At 52.4% G+C, this 22177-nt stretch carries 14 protein-coding genes; 1 reads left to right on the top strand and 13 read right to left on the bottom strand.

Annotated elements, in window-relative coordinates:
- Window positions 1-8: 8 nt before the first annotated feature.
- From HH215_RS29280 to HH215_RS29250, 7 genes are all read right to left on the bottom strand, one after another.
- Window positions 9-3140, bottom strand: coding sequence for a beta-galactosidase (locus HH215_RS29280; RefSeq protein WP_169283110.1), 3132 nt, complete (start codon window positions 3138-3140; stop codon window positions 9-11).
- Between the two features lie 27 nt (window positions 3141-3167).
- Window positions 3168-4880: a hypothetical protein gene (locus HH215_RS29275; protein WP_169283109.1), complete on the bottom strand. Its 1713-nt coding sequence runs from the start codon at window positions 4878-4880 to the stop codon at window positions 3168-3170.
- Window positions 4873-5787 (bottom strand): glycoside hydrolase family protein, encoded by a 915-nt coding sequence (locus HH215_RS29270; RefSeq protein ID WP_169283108.1) that lies wholly within the window; start codon window positions 5785-5787, stop codon window positions 4873-4875. Before HH215_RS29270 ends, HH215_RS29275 begins: the two co-directional genes overlap by 8 nt.
- Before the next feature lie 17 nt (window positions 5788-5804).
- A complete protein-coding gene (locus HH215_RS29265; RefSeq protein WP_169283107.1) occupies window positions 5805-8462 on the bottom strand; it encodes a carbohydrate binding domain-containing protein in 2658 nt (885 codons plus the stop codon).
- Between the two features lie 18 nt (window positions 8463-8480).
- A complete protein-coding gene (locus tag HH215_RS29260) occupies window positions 8481-9314 on the bottom strand; it encodes a carbohydrate ABC transporter permease (protein ID WP_169283106.1) in 834 nt (277 codons plus the stop codon).
- Window positions 9311-10240, bottom strand: a complete 930-nt coding sequence (locus HH215_RS29255) for a carbohydrate ABC transporter permease (protein ID WP_169283105.1) — start codon at window positions 10238-10240, stop codon at window positions 9311-9313. Before HH215_RS29255 ends, HH215_RS29260 begins: the two co-directional genes overlap by 4 nt.
- 77 nt (window positions 10241-10317) lie before the next feature.
- The gene (locus HH215_RS29250) at window positions 10318-11673 is read right to left on the bottom strand and encodes an ABC transporter substrate-binding protein (RefSeq protein ID WP_169283104.1); all 1356 of its coding nucleotides are present in this window, start codon (window positions 11671-11673) and stop codon (window positions 10318-10320) included.
- A gap of 418 nt (window positions 11674-12091) precedes the next feature.
- Here HH215_RS29250 and HH215_RS29245 point away from each other — a divergent pair, with 418 nt between their 5' ends.
- The gene (locus HH215_RS29245) at window positions 12092-13144 is read left to right on the top strand and encodes a LacI family DNA-binding transcriptional regulator (protein ID WP_169283103.1); all 1053 of its coding nucleotides are present in this window, start codon (window positions 12092-12094) and stop codon (window positions 13142-13144) included.
- A gap of 128 nt (window positions 13145-13272) precedes the next feature.
- On the opposite strand, the gene HH215_RS29240 is transcribed toward HH215_RS29245, so the two are convergent.
- From HH215_RS29240 to HH215_RS29215, 6 genes are all read right to left on the bottom strand, one after another.
- Window positions 13273-14193: an AraC family transcriptional regulator gene (locus HH215_RS29240; protein WP_169283102.1), complete on the bottom strand. Its 921-nt coding sequence runs from the start codon at window positions 14191-14193 to the stop codon at window positions 13273-13275.
- Window positions 14194-14274: 81 nt separating this feature from the next.
- Window positions 14275-15102 (bottom strand): sugar phosphate isomerase/epimerase family protein, encoded by an 828-nt coding sequence (locus tag HH215_RS29235; protein WP_169283101.1) that lies wholly within the window; start codon window positions 15100-15102, stop codon window positions 14275-14277.
- Between the two features lie 12 nt (window positions 15103-15114).
- Window positions 15115-16122, bottom strand: a complete 1008-nt coding sequence (locus HH215_RS29230; RefSeq protein ID WP_169283100.1) for a zinc-dependent alcohol dehydrogenase — start codon at window positions 16120-16122, stop codon at window positions 15115-15117.
- A gap of 213 nt (window positions 16123-16335) precedes the next feature.
- A complete protein-coding gene (locus HH215_RS29225; protein ID WP_169283099.1) occupies window positions 16336-16857 on the bottom strand; it encodes a VanZ family protein in 522 nt (173 codons plus the stop codon).
- Window positions 16858-17143: 286 nt separating this feature from the next.
- Entirely contained in the window at window positions 17144-20869 is a 3726-nt protein-coding gene (locus tag HH215_RS29220; protein WP_169283098.1) for an S-layer homology domain-containing protein, read from the bottom strand.
- Window positions 20870-21193: 324 nt separating this feature from the next.
- Window positions 21194-22174 carry a 2-hydroxyacid dehydrogenase gene (locus HH215_RS29215; RefSeq protein WP_169283097.1) on the bottom strand — a complete coding sequence of 327 codons (981 nt, stop codon included), beginning with the start codon at window positions 22172-22174 and terminating at the stop codon, window positions 21194-21196.
- Window positions 22175-22177: the final 3 nt, after the last annotated feature.

Here is a 22177-nt window from a genome sequence, read left to right as displayed (position 1 = left end):
TGCTCCGCTTAAAACACCTGTACTTGAACTTCGTTTCCTCCAAGCACCGAGAGGAGTCGCCCTTCGGCGTCCGCGGCGAACAGCATCGTCCGCTCGCTTTCCAATTCGAACGAATACCCTTTGCCCGTCTTGGAATCTCTGATTGCGATCGAAGCGTCATAACCGTATTCGGACACGAACATGTACACCGCCCCCTCGCCGAAAGCGACTTTGGAGCCGAACACTCCAGGAAGGTCTCCGCCTCGGATCCACTCCATAGAAGATCGATAACCAGCAACCGATAAGGCATGCCGATACACCGCGGCGATCGCTTCCGACCTTTCGTTCAATTCGATCGGCAATGGACACCGGATGAACGTTCCTTTTCCAATGTCCGTCTTTCGCACCGCGGCATGTTCCGTTTTACGACCGCGCGCCTCCGCTCCGGCCCCACTGCCGGCTCCTGGCAATTCCTTATTTACCTCGGAAATGCGGTTAGCTCCGAAAGAAACCGGCAATACGAGACTCTCGACCTCTATAGCTTCTTCCCGCATGACGTTGCCGAGCTCGTATTCCCCTAGCTCCTCCTCGTAACGGGACTCCGGCCGCCAATATTCGTCCAGCCCGATCGGACCGGTGAATAGTACGGTCCCTCCGTTCTCCTTCACATGCAGAACGATCTTATCCAGCGCTTGCCTGCTGAAATTGTGCGGGCTAGGCACGATGATTAGCTTGGGTTTCGCTTGCTCCAGAGACTCCAAATGATATTCCCCGATCGCGCGGAACGGAACTTTCATCTCGTAGGCTAGAACCCTCGTCAGCTTCGTCGTCGCGTCGAAGGCCAGCTTTCGGTTCGAGAAATCGTTCGAATAAGGGAATACGACGACGACGTCTTCAAGCTCCCTGTCCTTAAACAAATGTCCGATCTCCCCCATAAAGAGGCCGTAACGATAAGATACGTCCGCTTCGGGCTTCTCCGTGCCGTCCGCGCGCAAAGCGCCGATATTGGATTCGTTGACGTTGTTCATGTAATAATTCGTGTTCCATATCCACTGTACCGCCCCGGCTCCGCCCGCCGCGAAAGCATAAGCGTATTTTCTCTCCAGAATGTTGCGGATCTCAAGCTCCGACCTTTTCGCGCGCCCGTTCGGCGTTTCGACGTACATGATGCCCGTCTCTTGAACCAGATTCGGCTTGTTCGCCGTTTTGGAGAACAGGCTATCCCACAGCAGATGATCCATCAGCCACCACGAATGCACCGTCGTATAGTCGACCGCTTCCGCATAGAAGAACGGCGACGGTCTCTGGGAGCCCAGCCCTTCGTCCTGGCCGACAGTCACCATCTGCGATCCGTTATGCGACCGGATCGTGGCGATTAACTCCTTGGCCCAACGGTTGTGCATCTCCATCGTGAACAAGCTATAATCCAACCAAATCCCGTTCCTCTTCGGCGATCCGTTATCCATAATATCGAAGCTGATCTCTTCGGGCTGCGGCAACGATACTGCCGAGAAACCGGGAAGTTCGTCGGGGGTCATATCCCAGCGCTTTTGCAATTCCTGAATAGTACCATGGCGGGCTTGCAGCCATTCCGCGAAAGCCGCTTGTTCGTAAGCGTCCCCAACCGTACGAGGCCCGGAAAACAAGCGCTTCGGATCGAACATCGTCGGTTCGTTGATCAGATCCCAGTGCACGTTAGTCGAACCGGTATGACGGGAAACGATCGCGGAGATCAACCGCTTCTGGGCGGCAACGCTGCGCGGATCGAGATACGGGTTTACACCCTCCCACATTTCCGGAGTGAAGGAGAAGAACGTGAATACGACCTCCAAACCGTGTTTCTTGGCCGTCATAATAAACGCGTCGACTGATCGAAGTACTTCCTCGTAAGGATGGCCGTCTACGAACATAACCTGGCGCCAAGCCGTCCATATTCCGGTACGAATAAGATTGATGCCGGCCCGTCTCATATGCGCCATATCCGCATCCCAGAGTCCGGCGTTCGGCAGGAACAGAAACTTGCGCGCAACGTCGGAAGTCATGTACGTCATCCCGACGATCGGCATCGGTTTGCCCGCTTTGACGAAGTAATCGCGATTAACCGTCAATCTCTCACCTTCGCTCAACAGTCGGTTGTCGCGTCCCCAAAACCCTTGCTTCAGCACGCGCCTCTCGCCGTGATCGGACTTGGCTTCGCACACGACGCGATAGAAACCCGGAGCGACCGAAACGGGAACGGGTAGCCTCTCGATCCTAAGCTCCCGGGAAGATTGCAAGCTTACTTTGTCTGCCCAAAGCGCCTCGTCGCTTCCCTCTTCGTACAGGGCAATAGAAAGATGCCAATCTTTCGCGGCACGATCAAGCTTAACAGGCCCCAACTCTTGCATATGCAAGCTCAAGACAGGCTGCTCTCCAGGCTCGTAACAGGCATAATTCGGCTTTAACCACATTTCGGTAACGCCTTCCGCGCAATACGCTCCCCATTCGCGAAGCGCCGACATTCCGCCTTCGTCCCAGAAAGCCGGTCCGATTCGCTGATTGACGAACAACCACCGCCCGCCCGCGAATTCCCCTTTCGTATTCTCGATCAACGTAATCGGAGCGGACAGTTTCCTCCCTTCTCCCGAAACGCCGTACAACAAAGGATAGATGTGGGCATCCATCGGACCGCTCGACCCCAACTCGCCGGGACGGTCTTCCGTCCGGGTTATATGGAGCGTGAACGAGCAGATCGGCTCGATCGCGAGCAACAACTCACAACCCGCAGCCAACGGTATATCCGGATTAGCCTCCAACGATTCGATCCGATCCGCGTCCGTATTCAGAACCTCGTGAATGCGAAGCTGCCGATGGTAAGCCGTTTGAGCCCCCTCCGCCACCCATTCTCCTTGGTGACGATAGACGGGGATTCGAAACGGAGCCCCCCCGATATGAACGAGCCCTTTGCCCTGTTTGAGAAATCGAACGAGGGAATCCCATGCCGGTTTAGGAAAATAAGGCCCGTGAAGCTGAATCAATACATCCGCCGCTAGGAGAGCATCCGCCAAACCGTCGGCGTCGATTACGTTGTATTTGCTCTGTAGCTCGTTTATTGCCTCGTTGCTCGGACGTTGTCCGTCGTAAGGGAAAGCCGGATCATAAAATACGATGGTGTTCCTCATCGAAGTGATTCATCCTTTTCATAGTTGCTATTCATCGATACTTTCATATTTCAGCGAAACCTTGCCGATTTGCGCAGCCCCGGGATTATCCGAAAATCGGATTTTTAAATACTTGGTCCCCTTCGGAAAATAGCCGCCGGTATAGATCGTTTTATTGTCCGCGCTCTCAGCGGCTTTTCTGTCCGGAGTGTAGATCTCATAAATGTCGTCGTCCGCCGAAACGTAAAATTGCAGATCGACGGAAGGATCGTTTACCGTCAGCCAAACTTCGACCTTAAAGCCTGACAATACGCCCTTTCCAGAGGCAAAAGGAGCTTTGTAGATCACGTACTCGCTCTTACCGGATTCGTTCGTGAGCCTCTTCTCGTCTCCGCCGAACGCAGAGGAAGGACGTGGATCATAGATCATGCGACTACTCAGTCGGTACGTTCGGGTCAGATCCTTCAGCTCGTCCTCGATCGTACCGGATTCCTTGGATTGTCCCCAGATGGTCTTGATCGTTTCCTCGTCGCCGAATGACGACGGGTACGCCTCGCTCGGTTGGATGGCGTTGTAGTAATCGTTGGAGCCGACGGGCGCGTTGCCAAGCGTATTGTAGGCTGCCATTTGAAGATGGCCGTTCGGATCGTTCGTCTGAATCCAGTCGTGGGCATAAGTCAGCCAAGAACGGCGATAGTCGTCGCTCTGATGGGCGAACCAGGCGATCTCGTCATACCCCCAAGGCCAGAAGGGCTCGCTCTTGCCCGGATTGCCGTTGTTTCCTCCGTAATTATCCAATTCGATCAAATAAGGCGTATGGGAGGAAACCCAGCCTTGGGGATTCAGGCCTCCGATCGTTTTACGATAAAAGGAATCAAGAAAATCGAGCTCCAATTTCGTTTCCCCGGGAAACCGGGGGAGAGGTTTGTTGCGTGCCGGATAACCGACAAAATCGAAAGTCAGCTTCCTGTCCGACGTATTCGAAGAAGTCGAGCCCTCGTCGTCGTACGCTTCGTTCAAATGTGCGTCGAGCAGAACGTTATGGCGCCGGCCGTGCTCCGCGGCATAGGCTCGAATTCGCTTCAGCAGCCGATTCCATTCGACATAGCCGGTGTCTTTTTCCCCCATCAGCCTCACTTGTCCCATATGAATCGATTCATAGCCGAGATCGACGAATCTCTTGGCCCGGTAGAAGAAAAAGAGTTGCGTCTCCTGCTGAGTAATGTCCGGAACCGATTTTCCCGCTCCCCAGTTATCCAGATATCTTCCGTCGGGATACAGCATCGCCTCGTAACTGAAGTTCCGGGCTTCCGGCTGCAGCCCGAACTCTTCGAACACCCAGGCCGGAATCTGGATATGATTTACCGATTGAGCCGTCGTCTCGAAGATGGCCGCCTGCAGGATGATTTCCGGATCCTGATCATGGACGGCTTGGGCCATCTGCCCGGCTCCGGTGAACATCGACTCGTCGGCTTCAAAATCCGTCCAGATTATCGCGGCCCGTCCGATATGCTTGGCTCCCGTATTCGCGATAAAGCGCAGCCACTCCCGTTTCTTGTCCGGATCCTCGTTAAAGAAGGCCAAGTTCAGAATCTTCACGGAACGGGACAAGTAACGATTCAGCGTTTCTTGCGACATATGGCCGTCGAATGCATATCCGGAAACTTCTTGCTTGCCGTTGCCTTTGAACTTATCCGCGGCCATCGCCACAATCCCGGCTAGCAAGCCGACCACCACGATGACCATGATCCGTTTACGCACGGTTTACCTCCTCAAGCGCGATCGAGCCGTCATCCCCGTAAACGATTTTGTAGCCTCCGAGAAGGGATTCGATCGCTTTATTGGCAAGGAAAACGTCGTCCCCGTTAGCGTCCTCCACCACTTTCGCGATATAGAAATAGCAGTCGCCCGGCAGCGAGATATGCGACCATGGACGGACTTCGTAAGGCCCGTCGAAGAGTTCGGAAGCGTAAATCCAGTTCTCGATTTTCCCGTCCCCGGTTACTCCCCCGAAGTACATATACCATAAGCCGTCGCGATACCAGATTTGGGACGTTTCCATTCTCTCGAACTGTCGCGGATAAGCGACAATCTTGTGCGCCTCCCAATCCGTCAGATTCCGGGATCGCAGCATGAGCTGGCAGCCCCGACTGCCTTGAGGCGCATCGGCCTCCTGCGCGTTAATGACCATATGGTAAAAACCGTCTATCGGCTCGGGATAAACATACGGGTCGGCAAGCGGGGACGCCTGGACGTCTTTTCCTTTCCACTTCGCGATATAGAGAGCAGGTCTCGAGAACACCGGAGCTTCGCCGACTTTGGTCCAATTCGTCAAGTCGTCGCTGCGGGCAAGACCAATCCCGCCTCCGTCCCGATTCGAGTTCCCGGTGAACAACATATACCAAGCCCCATCCTTGAAAACGACGCTACCCGTCGCGATTCCCATGTCGTTCCAAGTTCCAGGCAGCGGCCGAAGCGCAGTCGGTCTTTCTTCCCAATGCAGCAAATCCTTCGATACCGCATGCCCTACCGACTGACGGTAATGAATGAACTCCGGGTCGCCCTCTCTTGGATACTGCAAATAAAAAGCATGATACTCGTCTCCACGCCGGGCATACCAGAAATCCCAAACGAACTTGTCTTCCAATCTAAAGCAATCGATACTCATCCGAGCGCTCCTCTCTCCTAATTCTTGGTTAGTTCGATAGAATCGAAATATAACGTGCCCGATCCCGGACTTCCGGCGCCGACTCCCGCATAAAGCGAGAGTTGCGAGACGGACGACAAGTTCATCGGACCGGTTCCGTTATGCCAAGACGGACGCGCGAAAGCACTGAACGGAATTTCGATCACCCTTGCCGTCGGATCGGACAAGTCCAACACTTTGTCCCAATAGTCACCGCTGGCCGTTTGGATTTGAATCGTCAAATTGCGATTGGAGCCGTCGGGTTCGAACCAGAAACGAAGGGCATCGTAGTCTGACCAATCGGCGTTTCCGAGAGAGAGCGCAATGCCCCCGTAAGTGACGACTCCGACGTTGTACTCGTATTTCATTCCGAAATCGCCTTCGTTCTTGTTCGTCGAATCCAACGAGATCGTTACCGGATCCGTGTTGGGATTAACCTCGTAAGCAGCGTTAAGGACTAGATCGGATCCCCCATAGCTTTCGAAATCGTCTATTTTTCCCGCGGCATTCACGCTCGAATCGGCATAGAACGTCGAGACTTTTCCAATCTGCGAATTCGACGCGGAAGAAGAAGCGTTGTTGAACTCGACTTTCACGTATCTTGTGCCGACCGGCAGCCTGCTGCCCATGTAGGTGATCTTCTTCATATTTCCGTTGACCGTTTTTTTCTTAGGCGTATAGAGCGTATAGTTGACGTCGTCCGAAGAGAGATAGAATTTAAAGTCGGCAACGGGCGCCGCGGATGAAAACCAGGTTTCGACCGCGAAGCCGGTCAGTCTCGTACGATCAGTCGCATAAGGAGCTTTGTAAATGACGTATTCGCTCGTATTCGACGTTCTCGTCAGCCTTGTGCCGTCTCCGCCATAGGATCCGGGATTGCTTCCGTCTTTGGTCAATTGCGAACTGAACCTATAAATTTTCGTCAAATCGCGCAAATCGTCCTCGACCGCTCCGCTCTGAGGCGCGTCGCCCCATATCGCTTTGATCGCCTCTTCGTCCCCGAGCGTATTCGGGAAAACCGCGCTCGCCGTGATCGCATTGTAATTATTGCTTCCATTAACCGGCGAATTGCCCAACGTCCGGTATGCAGGCAGTTGCAAATGACCATAAGAATCGTTCGTTCTAAACCAGTCGTAAGCGTATTTCAACCACGAGTGCCGATAGTCGTCGTTCTGGTGGGCGAACCAGGCGATTTCGTCGTATCCCCACGGCCAATACGGCGAATCGATTCCCGGGGAACCGTTGCTTCCTCCGTAATTGTCCAACTCGATGAGATACGGAGAACGAGGGGTAACCCACCCTTGCGGATTTAATCCTCCGATCGTTTTCTGGTACAGACCGTCCAAGTAGTTGACTTCGAGCTTCGTTTCCTGCGGGAAATTCGGAATCCCCTTCAACCGGGCCGGAAACCCTACGAAGTCGAAAGCCAGTTTCTTAACAGCCGGGGCGGACTGCTCCAAAGGGTCATGAAGCGCGGCGCCGGCGGCATTGATCTTCACGTCCAACAACTGAACAGTCCAAATGTACGGCATCGTCTTCCAGCTGATTTTCACGTAATTCGTCCCTGCGGGAAGAGGACTGCCGTTCGTTGTTTTGTAGTTCGGCCATGTATTTTCCGTACGCTGGATTTCTTGAATCGTCTTGCCGACCGGCGTCCAGATTCGACCGTCCGGGGACGCGTACAGATCGAAACCGTCGGGCTGATCGCCTGCTCCCGCCCAATTCGCGGAGAGGATCTCGAAGCCGGTCGCGTTCTCCAGCTTGTACACGATATAGTGCCCGTCGGCCGATTGGGCGCCGTCGGCGCGGTTCAATCTCGATGCGTCTCCGTTATAATAATTGCCCGTATCGCCAGGCGTTTCATATCTGAACTGCCCCTTGGCCGTGTACCATAACGGATTGGCGTTGTCGTATACTTCGTTCACGTGGGCGTCCAATAGAACGTTATGCCTCCTGGCATGAACTTCTCCGTACGCGCGAACGCGATTAAGCAGGCGGTTCCAGTTCAAATAAAACGGATCCGCTTCACCCATCAGCTTAACCTGACCGTAATGAATCGACTCGTAGCCGAGATCGATGAATCTCTTCGCCCGGTAGAAGAAGAACATCTGCGTTTCGAGGCTCGTAATATCGGGAACGGACTGTCCCGCTCCCCAGAAATCGGAATATCTCCCGTCCTGATAGAGCATCGACGCGTAACTGAAATTACGGGTCGTCGGCTGTAGCCCGAATTCCTCGAACACCCAAGCCGGAATCGGGATTTGATTCACCGCTTGCGCCGTCGTCTCGAAGATGGCCGCCTGCAGGATCACTTCCGGATCCTGGGCGTGTACGGCTGCAGCCATTCGGCCCGCGTGATAGAACATCGTCTCGTCGTCCTGGAAATTCGTCCAGATCATCGCGGCCCGCCCGATCAGCTTGGTGCCGGTATTCTGAACGAACCGCAGCCATTCCTGCTTCTTGCCCGCATCGGTATCGAACCAGAACATATCCATGATCTGCGCGGATCGGGACAAGTAACGGTTCAGCGTATCCTGCGGCATTTTCCCGTCGAAAGCGTAAGGCGACGGGGTCGTTGCCGCCGCTTCTCCTCCGGTCGGCCATATTCCCGCCAATAAACTCAAGCCGACGGCTAAACCAATCGTTTTTTTGGGCATTCGATCATCCTCCGATTTTTATTTTAAGTTGGCGATATTGACTCCCTTATTCAAATACTTCTGAGCGAAAATAAAAAATATCAGCGTCGGAATCAAGGCGATGACGATCGCGACTAGAATCAACGTGTAAGCATTGCTGGTCGGCGAAGTAAAGTACAGCAGCCCTACCGCAAGCGGGTATGAGCTTCTATCGCTCAAGTAAATAAGCGGTCCGAAGACGTCTTTCCAAGAACCGAGGAAGACGAACAGCGCCGAGACGATGAGAACCGGCTTCGCCTGCGGCATAATCACGTTCCACCAGATCCGCAAATACCCGCATCCGTCGATCTTGGCCGCCTCGTCGATCTCCCGCGGAAGCGTGATATAGAACTGCCGGATCAGAAAGATCAAATACGCGGAGCCGAACAGTTGCGGCACGAGCAGCGGTTTGTAGCTGCCGAGCCAGCCGATTGATTTGAAGTAAATGAACAACGGAAGCATCGTTACTTGACTCGGGAGCATCATCGTCGCGATGACGAGAATGAACATGCCGTTGCGGAAAGGAAACTTGAACCGCGCGAAACCGTATGCGATCAACGACGAGCTGAGTACGGTTAGAATGACCGAGCTAATCGCCAAGAACGTGCTGTTCCACATGTAGATATAGAACTTCAACTCTACGAACACATAGTAATAGTTGCTCCACAGGGCAGGAGACGGAATCCATTCGATCGGAATCTTGAAGTATTGCGCATTGGTCTTCAAAGACGAAGTAACCAGGTATACGAACGGGACTAGAATGACGAACGACAATAAAGCGAGGAACGAATTAATGAATAATTTGCTCGCGAGAAGACTCGATTTATGTCTCATTTACTTTCCTCCTCGCCGAACAGCTGAAACTTTTTGGATAGTCTGAAGATGACCAAACTGAGCAGAAGGCTAACGATAAAGATGACCCACCCGACGACGGCCGCAGAGCCCATGTTGTAGTCGCGGAAAGCAAGCGTATATAAGTAGAAAACGAGCGTGGCCAACGAGTTTTCATTGCCCATTCCGCCTGTCTTGAATTCGGAAGCCAACGTCAGCGCCAAATCGAACACTTGCAAGCCGCCGATAATTCCCATGATCGATTGGAACAACAAAACCGGTGTAAGAAGCGGTATAGTGACTTTGTAGAACTGTTGAACGCCGTTAGCTCCGTCAATCATGGCCGCTTCGAAATACGACGGATCGATTCCTTTGATCCCGGCCAAATAAATGATGACGCCGCTGCCCAGAAACCAGAAGCTCATGGCGACGATGACCCATACGGCTTGGCCGGGCTCGGTCAACCAGGATTGGTAAGGTAAACCTAGTAAATTCAGAACTTGATTCAATAAACCGTATTTCCCGTTGCCGAATACCGGTTGCATCATCATCGCCAATGCCGTGCCGATCACGAGGGAAGGAAGAAAGATAATGGCGCGGAACACGTTCGCTCCTAGGTATTCTTTAGCCAGCATCGCGGCGATGATGACTCCGAACACGAGATAGATCAAGCTGCTTCCGAACGTAATAATCAACGTATTCTTTAACGCCGTGTAGAAAATCGGATTGCGAAACACTTCCTCGAAGTTGGACAGTCCTACCCATCGCGGTTCCCTCAGAAAATCCCATTTGACGAACGTCAGATAGCCGGAGACTCCCATCGGAAAAATTCCGAACAATAGGAACCCCACGATCCACGGGGAGACCAGCAGCAGACCCGTTATCTTTTCCTTTTTTTCAATCCCCATTTTTCTTGTGCCTGATCCCAAGCCGCGTCCCTCCTAACTGCTTGCCGAAAATCAGGATGCTCTCCGAATGAAAAAGCATCCCGTTTTCTTTATACCGCTTACTTACCGATATTCGCTTGATAAACATCCAACATTGGCTGGCCTTCTTGTACCAATTGCTCGGCAAATTGCTGCGCGGTTACTTTTCCCGACACGAGCTTGCTTTGCAGCCCCGTCCTCAACGTATCGAAGTCCGAAGGAAACGGCGGAGTCGGAACGACGCTCGCCTTGGCCGCGGCAAACCCGGCAAAGGCGTTCGGATCTTCCGCTTCCAATGCTTTCTGCGTTTCGTCCAGCGCTTCTTTGTGAACGGGAAGATCGGAGAACTTGCCGAACGAAAGCTGGCCTTCCTTGGAGATCATCCACTTGACAAGCTCCCAAGCGGCTTCTTGATTTTTCGAAGCAGACGGGATGGCATGCGAGTTCAGATAACCGACCTGAGTCACTTTCCCACCCTCTACGATCGGCGCCGGGATGGACATATAGTTGATATTAGCCTCTTTCAGCGCTTTTACGCTCCATGTTCCCGTCCAACCGATCGCTACTTTCCCGGTCGATATCGCGCTGTCCGGATTGCCGTAAGCGCCTTTCCATACATCGAGAATCGGCACTTGCGCCCCGCTGGCCATGATGTCCTTGAACGCTTGAATCGCTTTTACGCCGTCCGGCGTATTCACTAGCACCTTTTTGCCGTCTTGCGAAAGCACCGGCGACCCGGCGCTCAGCGCCAACGAGTACAATAACTCCTCGGGAAACAGATTGGCCGCCATCATATCGCCCTCAAGTCCCGCTTGAACCTTCTTCATCATCTCCACCCATTGAAGCGCGGTCATCGGCTCGGTCTGGGAAGGAAGCGGTACGTTTGCCTTGTCGAACAAATCCTTGTTGATGAAAGGAACTCTCCTGCCCACCCCGATCGGAGCACCCAATTGCGCGCCTTCCACGTTAAACGCTGCAACCGAATCCTCGGTTAACTGACCGAACGCTTCTTTCGCTCCCGGCAACGTATTGAGGTCCAGGAAGACGTTCGAATAAATGTAAGCGAACCATTCGCTTGAAGAGAATGCGATGACGTCCGGCGCGTTGCCCGAGATCAAATCGGTTTTCACCTTGGAACTATAGGTTTCGTAAGGCAAAAATTCCGACTCGACTTTAATATTCGGATGGGCATTCTCGAACTCGTCCAACCAGCCCCGGAAATTGACCTCTTCTTCCCCGGAAGCCCACCGCATGTACCTAATTGTGACTTCCTTCTCGGAACCATTCTCTTTGTTCTGCTCGCTCTGTTGTACCTCGCCTCCGCCGACGCTGCCCGCGCTCGACTCAGAGGAGGAATTTCCAGATGAACATGCCGCCGTTGCCACAATTATAGCGATTACCAAACCTAGAGATAAAAACGCTTTCAAAGCTTTCATTGACCGTACCCCCAATTAAGTATGAATGGCAGTGCTTTACCTTCCCGCTAACGTTAAGTTCTGATTATCCGCCCCATGCACCAAACGTTTGCAGAAATCCAAGATGCTAGATGAATATCAAATAAATTTCATTTTTTGTTATCTAACATCTTGAATAAAAGAATAACATACACAAAACAAATGTCAATATGTTATTTTGATAAGTAAAACCAAAAACCAAATAAACACTGCGAAACAAAGAGTAAATCTGGATTAAACACAGGGGCAACTATATTTAAACCACCATTTTGTTATCTAACAAAACAATAGAGTTCAACAAATAACAAATGTCGCATTGTTATTTTGTTATTTATTTTATATGATTAGGTGTAATAGCCAATCGAAGCGCATGTTCGTTGGTTTCAGAGGAGAGAAAAGGATGTCTAGCAAAGTCACGCTGCAACAGATCGCCGATACCGTCGGCTTATCCAAGTTCGCCGTTTCGCGGGCGCTCGCGGGAAAATCCGGAGTGACCCCCGTTACCCGGGACAAAATCATAGAAGCCGCCACGAAGCTCGGTTATTTTTCCCAACACTCAAAATCTCACAAGACGAAAACCAAGGACCGCTCGATCCAGAGCGCCTCTCCCGCCAAGAAAGTGATCGCGGTGGTCATTCCGAACTTAAGGGATCAGACCAAGGACAATCCGTATTGGGGAAAAATTCTCGAAGGAATAACGGAAAGCGTCGAAAAAGCGGGATTAAATATGATCATCATGACCGAGCAACTGTCCGATCATTTATTTTCGGCCATTAACCAGAAAGGCCTGCTCGGCTACATATGCGTCGGGTTCATCCCCACGCAAATCGTGCTGGAAATTAGCAATCTCGGCCTCCCTTTCGTGTTGGTCGACCATGAAGATCCGTTGATTCCGTCGGATTCGATTTTCATGAACAACTTCGATTGCACAAGACAGCTAACGAATTATTTGATCGGTCTCGGCCACACGTCCCTGCAATTCGTTGGCGACACTTCCATCATCAGAAGCTACTATGACAGATGGAAGGGTTATTCCGCGGCTTTGGTGGATAACGGCATCGAATCGCGCCAACACCCCGACCTGCTCAAATTATTCGATTTGCGACCGGAAAAGGTACGCGAAGCGGCGTTGAACCAAATCAAAATACTCCAGGCCAAAAATCAGCTTCCCACGGCTTTCGTTTGCATTAACGATTACATGGCCAGCGACATGATCCATTCGCTTCAGCAATTGGGACTTCAAGTTCCGCGCGATTGTTCCGTGACCGGATTCGACGATCTTGACGTGAATTCCCTCGGGATTACGACGATTTATAGCGCCAAGAACTCGCTCGGCAGTCGAGCGGTAGAAATGCTGCAAAGGCGCGCCGAAAATCCCGAATCGGATTACGAGCGAATTCTGTTCGCCGGCAGGATGATCATTAAAAAAACGACAAGCGCCCCGAGAAACTAAACCGTAAATGAACAAAATAAAGCTCCTTTTTGGAAGAAATGACGCGTTAAACATCATTTCTCCAATAAGGAGCTAAAAAAGAGGAAAGTCGAAAAACCATTTAGAAGATGATTCTTACTCATCAGGAGTCACTCTCTGTCTTGCGAGTCTAAGTGCTGCTTCAATTCCTTCGCCCCGAATGCGGATTGCATCGCCGTGAACTTGCTGGGCATAATTCCGACCGCCGCTTTGAACGACCGGCTGAATAAATGAATACTGGAAAATCCGACCTCGTCCGCGACTTCGGTCAAAGTAAGCTCTCCGCCGACGATTCTTTTTTTCGCTTGCTCGATCCGAATATGCGTCACGTACTTATGAATCGATATGCCGAGCCGCTTCTTGAACAAGTGTGACAAATGGTTCGTGGACACCCCGGCATGCTCGCTGATCGACGCATTGTTAAGCTGAGGGTCGGAAAAGCGATCGTGAATATAGTTAATCGCTCTTTCGATAATCGCCCATCCTTTTGTCATTTTGCCTTCTTCATCCTTGCGATCCGCTTGGTTTCTCAAGAAGACGTGCAGCAATTCCAGGCAAATGGCTTTCATCATTAGGGAGCCGCCCGGCCGTTTATCCAGAAATTCCTTATGCAGAAGCAGAAACCGCTTCTTCAAATCGATTCGGTCCGCCAATTGCAAATGGGAGATCGGAATGATCGAGACCAGCTTCATCTCCCTGTCGACGACCTTCTTTCTCATCCGCTTCGTCGCGTTCGTATACTTCAACAAGCTCCGCTCTTCGTCGTAATATAGGTCAAAGTGAAAAATGTATTGAATTAATGGGACGGACGAGGTCGATCTAATGATATGGGACATGAAGGGATGCATAAGCAAAATATCGCCCTCCCGGGCCTCGTATTTCACGCCGCTCAGGAAAAATTCCGCTTCCCCTTGCTCGATATACGTAAAAACGTGATCATGGTCCATCCATTCCCCAGTTAACGAGCTGGATTTCATGATTCTCGCGGCTCTGACTAAAGGGGATATGCCGTTCATCCACGACTCAACCATCGCATTGACCTCCTGACCGGCCCTCATCCGTTGAAGCTTTTCTAACGACTTGATTCCAATACCCGTCCTTGAGCCCTGAATCTATATATTAGCGAAAACCTTGTCAAATCCTGCCTTGGATCTTGCCAACAGCTCTTCCATGCTTGCGGAAGAATGCGAGCCCAACACTTCTTGCGCGACGACACCGGTATATCCCGCCGCCCGCAAGCCTTGCAGAAAGCCGTGCAAATCGATGACTCCCTCGCCCGGATACAAGCGATCGTCATCCAACAGATTCTCGATCGGTCCGGCCTTGGCATCGTTGATGTGAACGTGGACGATATCCGCCGGCTTTAATTTCAATAGATCGTCTACCGCCAGTCCGTTCGTATGCCAATGATAGGAATCGATCAGCAAGCCCGCATTCCGAGCCCCGATCGTCTCGATCCAATCGAGCGTGTCGTCCATTGTCCATAGGAACGGGTTAGCCCATTGCGTCCGCAAGTGCCGGCTGCCGACGAATTCCAATCCGAGACGAATGCCGTAAGCTCCCAGAATATCGGCGCATAGCCTCAATCGGCGCGTCGCAGCTGCCATGAAAGGAGCGGCCGCCTCATCGGTGGAAGGCAAAATATACGTACAGCACTTGAAGCAGCCTAAAGATATAGCCGCTTCGGCAGCTTCCGGCAGAGCTTTCAAACCTTCCCGAAATCGTTCTTCGCTAGATCGCCAATCGACGTCCAAATCGATGGAACCGATCATGACCCCTTTGCTTTCCAGCAAGTGCTCCGCTTTGTCCAGTCCGCATTCCTTAATAAAATGAACCGGATTAAGATCGATCGCTTGAAAGCCGAATCGGGCCGCGTCGGCAATAAAGCGCTCATTGGATTCGATAATTCCCAGACCCGCCCTCGTTAATCCTCTAATCACTTAAGATTCCTCCTAGGACCAATCGAACAAAACGCCATTGAAGCCGTCCTTGTTGTTTCTTAGGCCGTCGTAAGCTTCTTTCGCCTGTTCCGGCTTGATCACATGGCTTAGCAACGGCTCGATTTGCAATCGGTTTTGCTTCATCAATTCGAACACGATTTTGGAATTGCGGACTAACGAATGCTTCACGAACGAGTTCGGCTCCATCGGATACCGCCATTCATGCCCCCCCTTAAACGTAATGCAGCCCCGATTGTAAAGATGGCAATAATTCAGAACGTCCGTCACGTCCGCGTTGAACTCCCCGCGAGGGCTGCCCAGGAAAACGATCTCACCCAAGCTCCCGATCCACTCGAGGCTTTCCACGCCAACTTGGGGTACGCCCGTCGCTTCGATCTGCGTCGACACGCCCTGCCCTCCCGTCAACGCCAGGATTTGCTCCTTTACCCCTCCATTCCCGCCGTTAAGCGCGTAATCTACGCCGCATCGATTCGCGGTTTCGATCCGTTTGGACGACAGATCGACGCCGATGACGAAGGCTCCCTGAAGACGAGCCAACTGAGCGGCCAAGTTTCCCACCAAGCCTAATCCCGTTACGCTGACGAAATCTCCGACTTCGATATCGGAAACGCGCACCGCCGTAAACGCGACGGTCGCCATCCGGGTAAACGGCACCCATCTTAAATCAAGGTCGGCCGGAGGCTTGATGAACATGGGATTGGCGGATACCACTTGATATTCCGAATGGCTTCCGTAATGGAACACGGTATCTCCCGGCTTGAAGTCCGCGACTCCCGACCCGACTTCAACGACGCGGCTTACGCTCGCGTAACCCGGACAAACCGGCAATTTGGCCCATTGCTCCTTGCCGGACAACATCGCCAGCTCCGTCCCCGGGCTGATGAGCGAATAAATCAGCTTGACGAGCACTTCGTGATCGGCCAGCGCCGGCGGGCTGAAATCATCTTCTACGGTTTCAACCTGATACGGGCTGACGAACATAATTTTGCGAATTATCAATCGTGTCCACTCCTTTGTTATCGCTTACATTATTAATTTAGAGCTTTTCCGGTTTGAAGTCTTTGATCACAAAACCGATTTTTTGTCTAAAACAACGATCTGCGCCGATCTCCCCATCCTTTTCGTAAGGAACGGCAAATATTTTAAACCAAAAAAACCGGCTAGATCAGCATTGATCCAACCGGGTATTTATGACGTTCGCGTATTGCCATTCTATATCTTTGCGCCCAAATTTGACGTAACCATTGCTTTTTCCTTTAACTTGAAATAGATCTTATAGAGCAAGTAACCGAGCAATCCGCCGCAGGCGTTTAAGATCAAATCGTCCACATCGAAAACGCCGAGCGAGAATACGGCTTGCGCGCATTCGAGACTTAAACTTAAAACGAAGGACAAAACCATCACTCCTACGATGGACAGACCATTGTTTTTAAGCAGTATGAACAGAAAAACCCCAAGCGGCATAAATAACGCGACGTTTCCGACCAAGTTGAGAAAATCCTGACCCGAGTTCATCTGCATATTTTCGGAAATTTGATGGAACGGGGTCGTATTCCCCGTCTTCAACCGATCCATAAGCGCGTGAGGATTTTCTATTTTCACCTGAAGCTGCTGCCAAAGAAACGTGACGTCAATCGGCTGCAGTTTGAACAATATGACTTTCAATAACGCATATAAATATAAGCCAAATAGCGCCGTTACGATCATTCCGCTTAAGAGTTTTGTTCGTTTCATCGCGTATCCTCGCCTTCTCTCCGTTGATTAGTTAAAGGATACGGGAAACTGTTTAAATTCAAATACGCTAAATCATTAAGCTTCGTTAAGCTTCTTTAAGCTTTTCTTAAACCTTTACTCGTTAAAATACGTCGTCGCCCGATTCTGGATTAGCTTGGCGACTTCCTCGGCCGACTCGGCCGGCTTGGCGGTCGCGTCCCCTGTACGCACGTCGAGCTTAAGACCAAAGGGATGTCCCGGATTCGGAACGTCCCTTTGGTCTTAATTCGATTATTCGCAGATCTCTTCAATTCTTCGGTTTTCCGGCCGTATGATCTATTGTCGCCGCCTGGATCGCTCCGAACGCCCAGTAGCCAGCCGGAACGTCGCTCCACTTGCCGTCGTTGGTAGTCAACGGTTCACGGTTCAGGACCCGGTTAACAATCGTCACCGCTTCGGAACGAGTCAACGTTTGCTCTGGACGGAACGCGCCGTCCTTGTACCCGTTCATGTATCCGGCCGCTTGCGCCTGCCTGATGGAAGCCTCCGCCCAATGTCCGGCCGTATCGGAAAACGCGGCCGTCGCAGCCTCGGTCGCAGCGGCTGCTTTCAGACGAAGAACGATAATCGCCATTTCCGCGCGTGTGATCGGCCGATCCGGATTAAACCGGCCGTCAGGAGCACCCTTCATCAGCCCGCTGGCGGACGCGTAGCCAATGGCTGTGCCGGCCCAATGCTTGCCTGAAACGTCCGGGTAGGCAAGGTCATGCGTCGAAGCACCCACGCCGGACAGGTTATACAGAATCATCGCCATTTCCGCGCGCGTCATCTCCTTGTCCGGACGGAACGTTCCGTCTTTGAAGCCTATCATGTAAGCCTTGTTCGCGGCAGCTTGCTTCGCCCGTCGGCCTTCCAGCACCGTGAAAGTGCTGAATTGCTGGACGGTAAACCGGATGCCTTGCTTTCCGGTTGCGTCATAGGACACGAGTTCGCCCTGAATCAGTTCCTTCGTTCCGTCGCTGTGCTGAATGAAGATGTAGAGATTGGCCGCCTGCTCCGCCGTCGTTTTCTGTTCCAGCGGTAGAATAAGCGTGACCGGACGGCTGGACAAGTTCGTCTCGATTTCCATCGGACGACCCTGGACGATCAGCGTCGTCTTGTCCAGCTTGTCACTCACGATTGGCTCGGTAGCCGCTCGCTTCTCGATCTCTTTCCGCTCGGCAGCCGCCTTGATCGGGACGAGCCGGAAGTACACATCCTGCGAGACTCCTTGAAACGAAGCGTAAGGAACGAGAATTCGGACGCCGTTCGTAACCAATTCCAAATCGATCTTGCTGTCGGAGAGCGCCACGGCAGTCGCTTTCGGCAACTTCACGATCAGCTCCGACACCTCGTCCTTCGCATCGGGAACGACGATGCGGGCCGTATTCGAACCGGCTTTCTTCAGTTGTTCGATCGCTTGGGACGCTTGTTCCGCAGTCAGCGTCAGCTCGTCCTTCTTCCGGCCGCCGGCATCGGTCGTGCGGCGGAGGGTTGCTCGGGACACGATGCCGCTCTTATCTCCGGAGCCATCTTGCACGTCGATCGTAATCGTATCCAGCGAGGATGAACCGCCTCCTCCGCCAGCGGGAGGCACGGATGGCGTAACCGCACTCGACGAGGCTGATGAAACGCTACCGCCTGCAGCGTTGGCCGCAGTAACCGTAAACGTATACGAGGTACCATTCGTCAAGCCAGTGATCTTAATTGGGCTAGCTGTACCGGTTGCCGTCAATCCGCCAGGAATGGAAGTGACCGTATAACCGGTTATAGCACTGCCCCCATTGTAAGCAGGAGCAGTAAAGCTAACGGTAGCTTCCCCGTTACCCACCTTTGCCTGCACATTCGTAGGCGCGTCCGGAACCGTCATCGGCGTGACTGCATTGGATGCCGCCGAAGCGATGGAATCTCCTTCGGCATTGGTTGCGACGACCGTAAAGACGTAATCCGTTCCGTTCGTCAAGCCAGTGATCTTAATCGGGCTTGACGAACCGCTTGCGGTCAAGCCACCCGGACTGGATGTAATCGTATAACCGGTTATAGCACTGCCCCCATCGTAAGCAGGAGCAGTAAAGCTAACGGTAGCTTCCCCGTTGCCAGTCGTCGCCGTAACGCCCGTCGGCGCGTCCGGCTTGGAGAAGACCCACTTCTGGATCCGATGATTGCCGAAGTCGGCGACAAAGATATCTCCCTTGCCGTTTACCGCGACGCCGGTCGGGCTGCTGAATTCTCCGGGAGTGCTTCCGGATTGCGCGCCGGTTTTACCCCACTCTCTCCACGAACCGGTGGATATATCCAACATCTGAACGCGATGATTGGACATGTCCGCGACGTAGATATTACCTTTACTATCTATCGTCACGTCGTAGGGCTCGTTAAACTGTCCTAGCCCGTTTCCTTCTCCGAAGCCGATAACTTCCCATTGATCTAAGAATACGTCCAGTTTCTGAATGCGGTGGTTGTCGGTATCGGCCACGTACACATTCCCGGCATCGTCTACCGCTACGCCCGAAGGATACTCGAATTTGCCCGGCGTCGTTCCTCTTCCATATCCGATCTCCACCCATTGCCCGGTTCCGGCGATCCGCTTCTGAATGCGACCGTTATTCAGATCCGCGACATATACATTGCCTTCGCGATCTACCGCTACGTCATTAGGGAATTCAAATTCGCCAAGTTGGCTTCCCCTTTGCCCAATCGCATTCCAGACGCCGTCCACTCCCAGAATCTGAATGCGGTGATTGTCCCGATCCGCAACGTAGACGCTGCCGCTTACGGTGACGGCAATACCCGTAGGGTTGGTGAACTCTCCCGCAACGCTGCCGGATTGTCCCCCGTCCCTTCCCCATTCCCTCCATATTCCGGTGGAGTCTAGCATCTGTACGCGATGATTTTCGTAATCGGTGACGTAGACATTTCCTTGATTGTCCAGCGCTACTCCGGTCGGTGAATTAAACTCTCCCAGACCTTGACCCGCAATCGTGGCCTGGTAGCCCCATCCGCTCCACGTTCCGGTATCCGCGTTATGCATTTGGATGCGATGATTGTTTGTATCGGCTACATACACATTCCCATTACCGTCGACGGCAACGCCGAACGGTAGATCAAATTCGCCCGGCAGTTTCCCTGATCCGCCGCCGTTTTTCTTCCAATCGCTCCAAGCTCCGGTATCCGCATCCCTTTTCTGAACGCGATGGTTAAACGTATCCGCCACGTATAGGTTTCCGTCCTGATCGGTCGCTAACGAGGATGGGTATTTTAGTTGCCCCGGGCCATTGCCATAGACCGCGGATATCGTCTCCCATGTTCCTGCAGCAGGTCCGGATGCATTCAGCTTCCGAATGCTATAGTTGGCGGAATCGGCCACATAGACATTGCCTTCGCCGTCAACCGCCACGCCTCTCGGGAATTTGAATCCCGTATAGTCGATCCACTCTTGAGATACGACATCCAGCTTGCGAATACGGTTGTTATCGGTATCCGCAACATAGACATTGCCGTTATGGTCTACCGCCAAGCCTTTGGGGTGCTTAAACTGCGCGGGATCGCCGATGATCTTCCATTCGGCCTGCATCCCAGCCGAAGCGGCAAACACTTGAATTCGATTGTTATCCGTATCCGCAACGTAAACGTTACCGGCGGTATCGACCGCAACGGCCCGCGGACTATTGAACTCTCCCAGGCCGGTACCCGGGCCATCTGTTTTCGTATTTATTACACTCCAAGTTCCCGTTGCGGCGTCCCGCTTCTGGATTCGATGATTAAAGGTATCCGCCACGTAGACGTTTCCTGCCCCATCCACCGCCACGCCCGACGGGTTGTCGAATGATCCGACGAAGTGGTTGCTTGCCATTCCGGGCTTGCCGTATAACGTCCAATTCCTGGATTGCCCGGAAGCCATGGAGAGCTGCGGCAACGCCAGCATCAAAATCATGGTCCAAATCCCCATTTTTTTAGTCAATCGTTTCGCGTAGTCCCACCTGTTTACAGCCATTCTGCTTTGGTCTCCCTTTGTTCGCGTAATCGCGATTATTCAACACTATGCGACATAGCTCAAACCCATCATAGCCAACGCCTCTTAACAATCGCTGAAACAAAGCTAGCCGGGCAAAGAGAACAAAAAACGGATTCGGTTAGCCATATTGGCGGCATTACCGAATCCGTTTTGTCGTGATTATTCGTTTCTGGTCGGGGTATTCCCGTACTATCAATCTAAGAGATGGGGTGATAAACGGTGATGAATAGTATGAGGGATGTTAGCGTTTCCGCATTCCTATCGTGAAGTCTTGAACTGAGGCAATCGCCTCCCAATTCGTAGTCAACCTCCCCATGTGGAAGGGTTCACCAGATTTGCCGGTCGACGACCGTAAATCGCGTCAATCAACTGATCGGCCGCTAATCTCGACATCTTCATACGAGTTGCAACGCTGGCGCTTCCGATATGCGGTAAACTGACCAAGTTCGGCAAAGTCAACAAAGGATGGTCGGGAGCAACCGGCTCGCGATCAAACACGTCTAGACCGGCAGCCCAGATCGTACCCACTCGCAGCGCCTCATACAAGGCCTCTTCGTTGACAATACCGCCGCGAGCTGTATTGATAAGCACGGCTGTCGGTTTCATCTGACGCAACTCTTTCGCGCCAATTAAATCCCTTGTCTCCGTGGAATAGGGGATCAGGACACAGACAAAGTCTGAGACGCTGAGCAGTTCATCCATGTCGGTGTACCGGATATCGTAAGCTTCTTCTACCTCAGGCTTTCGCGTACGATTGTAATAAAGCAAATTCATGTTGAATCCATGCGCCCGCTTAACTAGCGCTTCTCCGATTCGCCCCATCCCGATAATACCTAGGGTGGCGCCGTACACATCCTGACCCGTCAGCAACATGGGCGACCAAGTCTGCCAGCTCCCCTTGCGCAAATATTCCGATGCCTCCGGCAATCGCCGTGCGGTAGCCATTAACAGAGCAAATGTGAGGTCTGCCGTGGTTTCGGTCAGGACACCCGGCGTATTGGTGACCATAATGCCACGCCGCGTTGCCTCTTCCACATCAATGTTATTGTAACCAACCGCCATATTGCTGATCACCTTTAGACGGGGAGCCCGTTCCAATAGAGCTTTGTCTACCTGATCGGTCAACAAGCAATACAAGCCTTCGACATCGGTAATCTCCCGCTCCAAAACATCCCGCGGCACCGGCAAATCGATGTCTTCCCACGCGCGTGCATCGCAAGATTGATGAATAATTGCAAGAACTTCCTCAGGTAGCTGCCTTGTCACGTATACTTTTGGCTTCATGAT

The organism is Cohnella herbarum, assembly GCF_012849095.1.
Taxonomy (GTDB): domain Bacteria; phylum Bacillota; class Bacilli; order Paenibacillales; family Paenibacillaceae; genus Cohnella; species Cohnella herbarum.
Note: the sequence above shows the minus strand (reverse complement) of the source record. Positions and strands in the feature narration are given on the sequence as shown.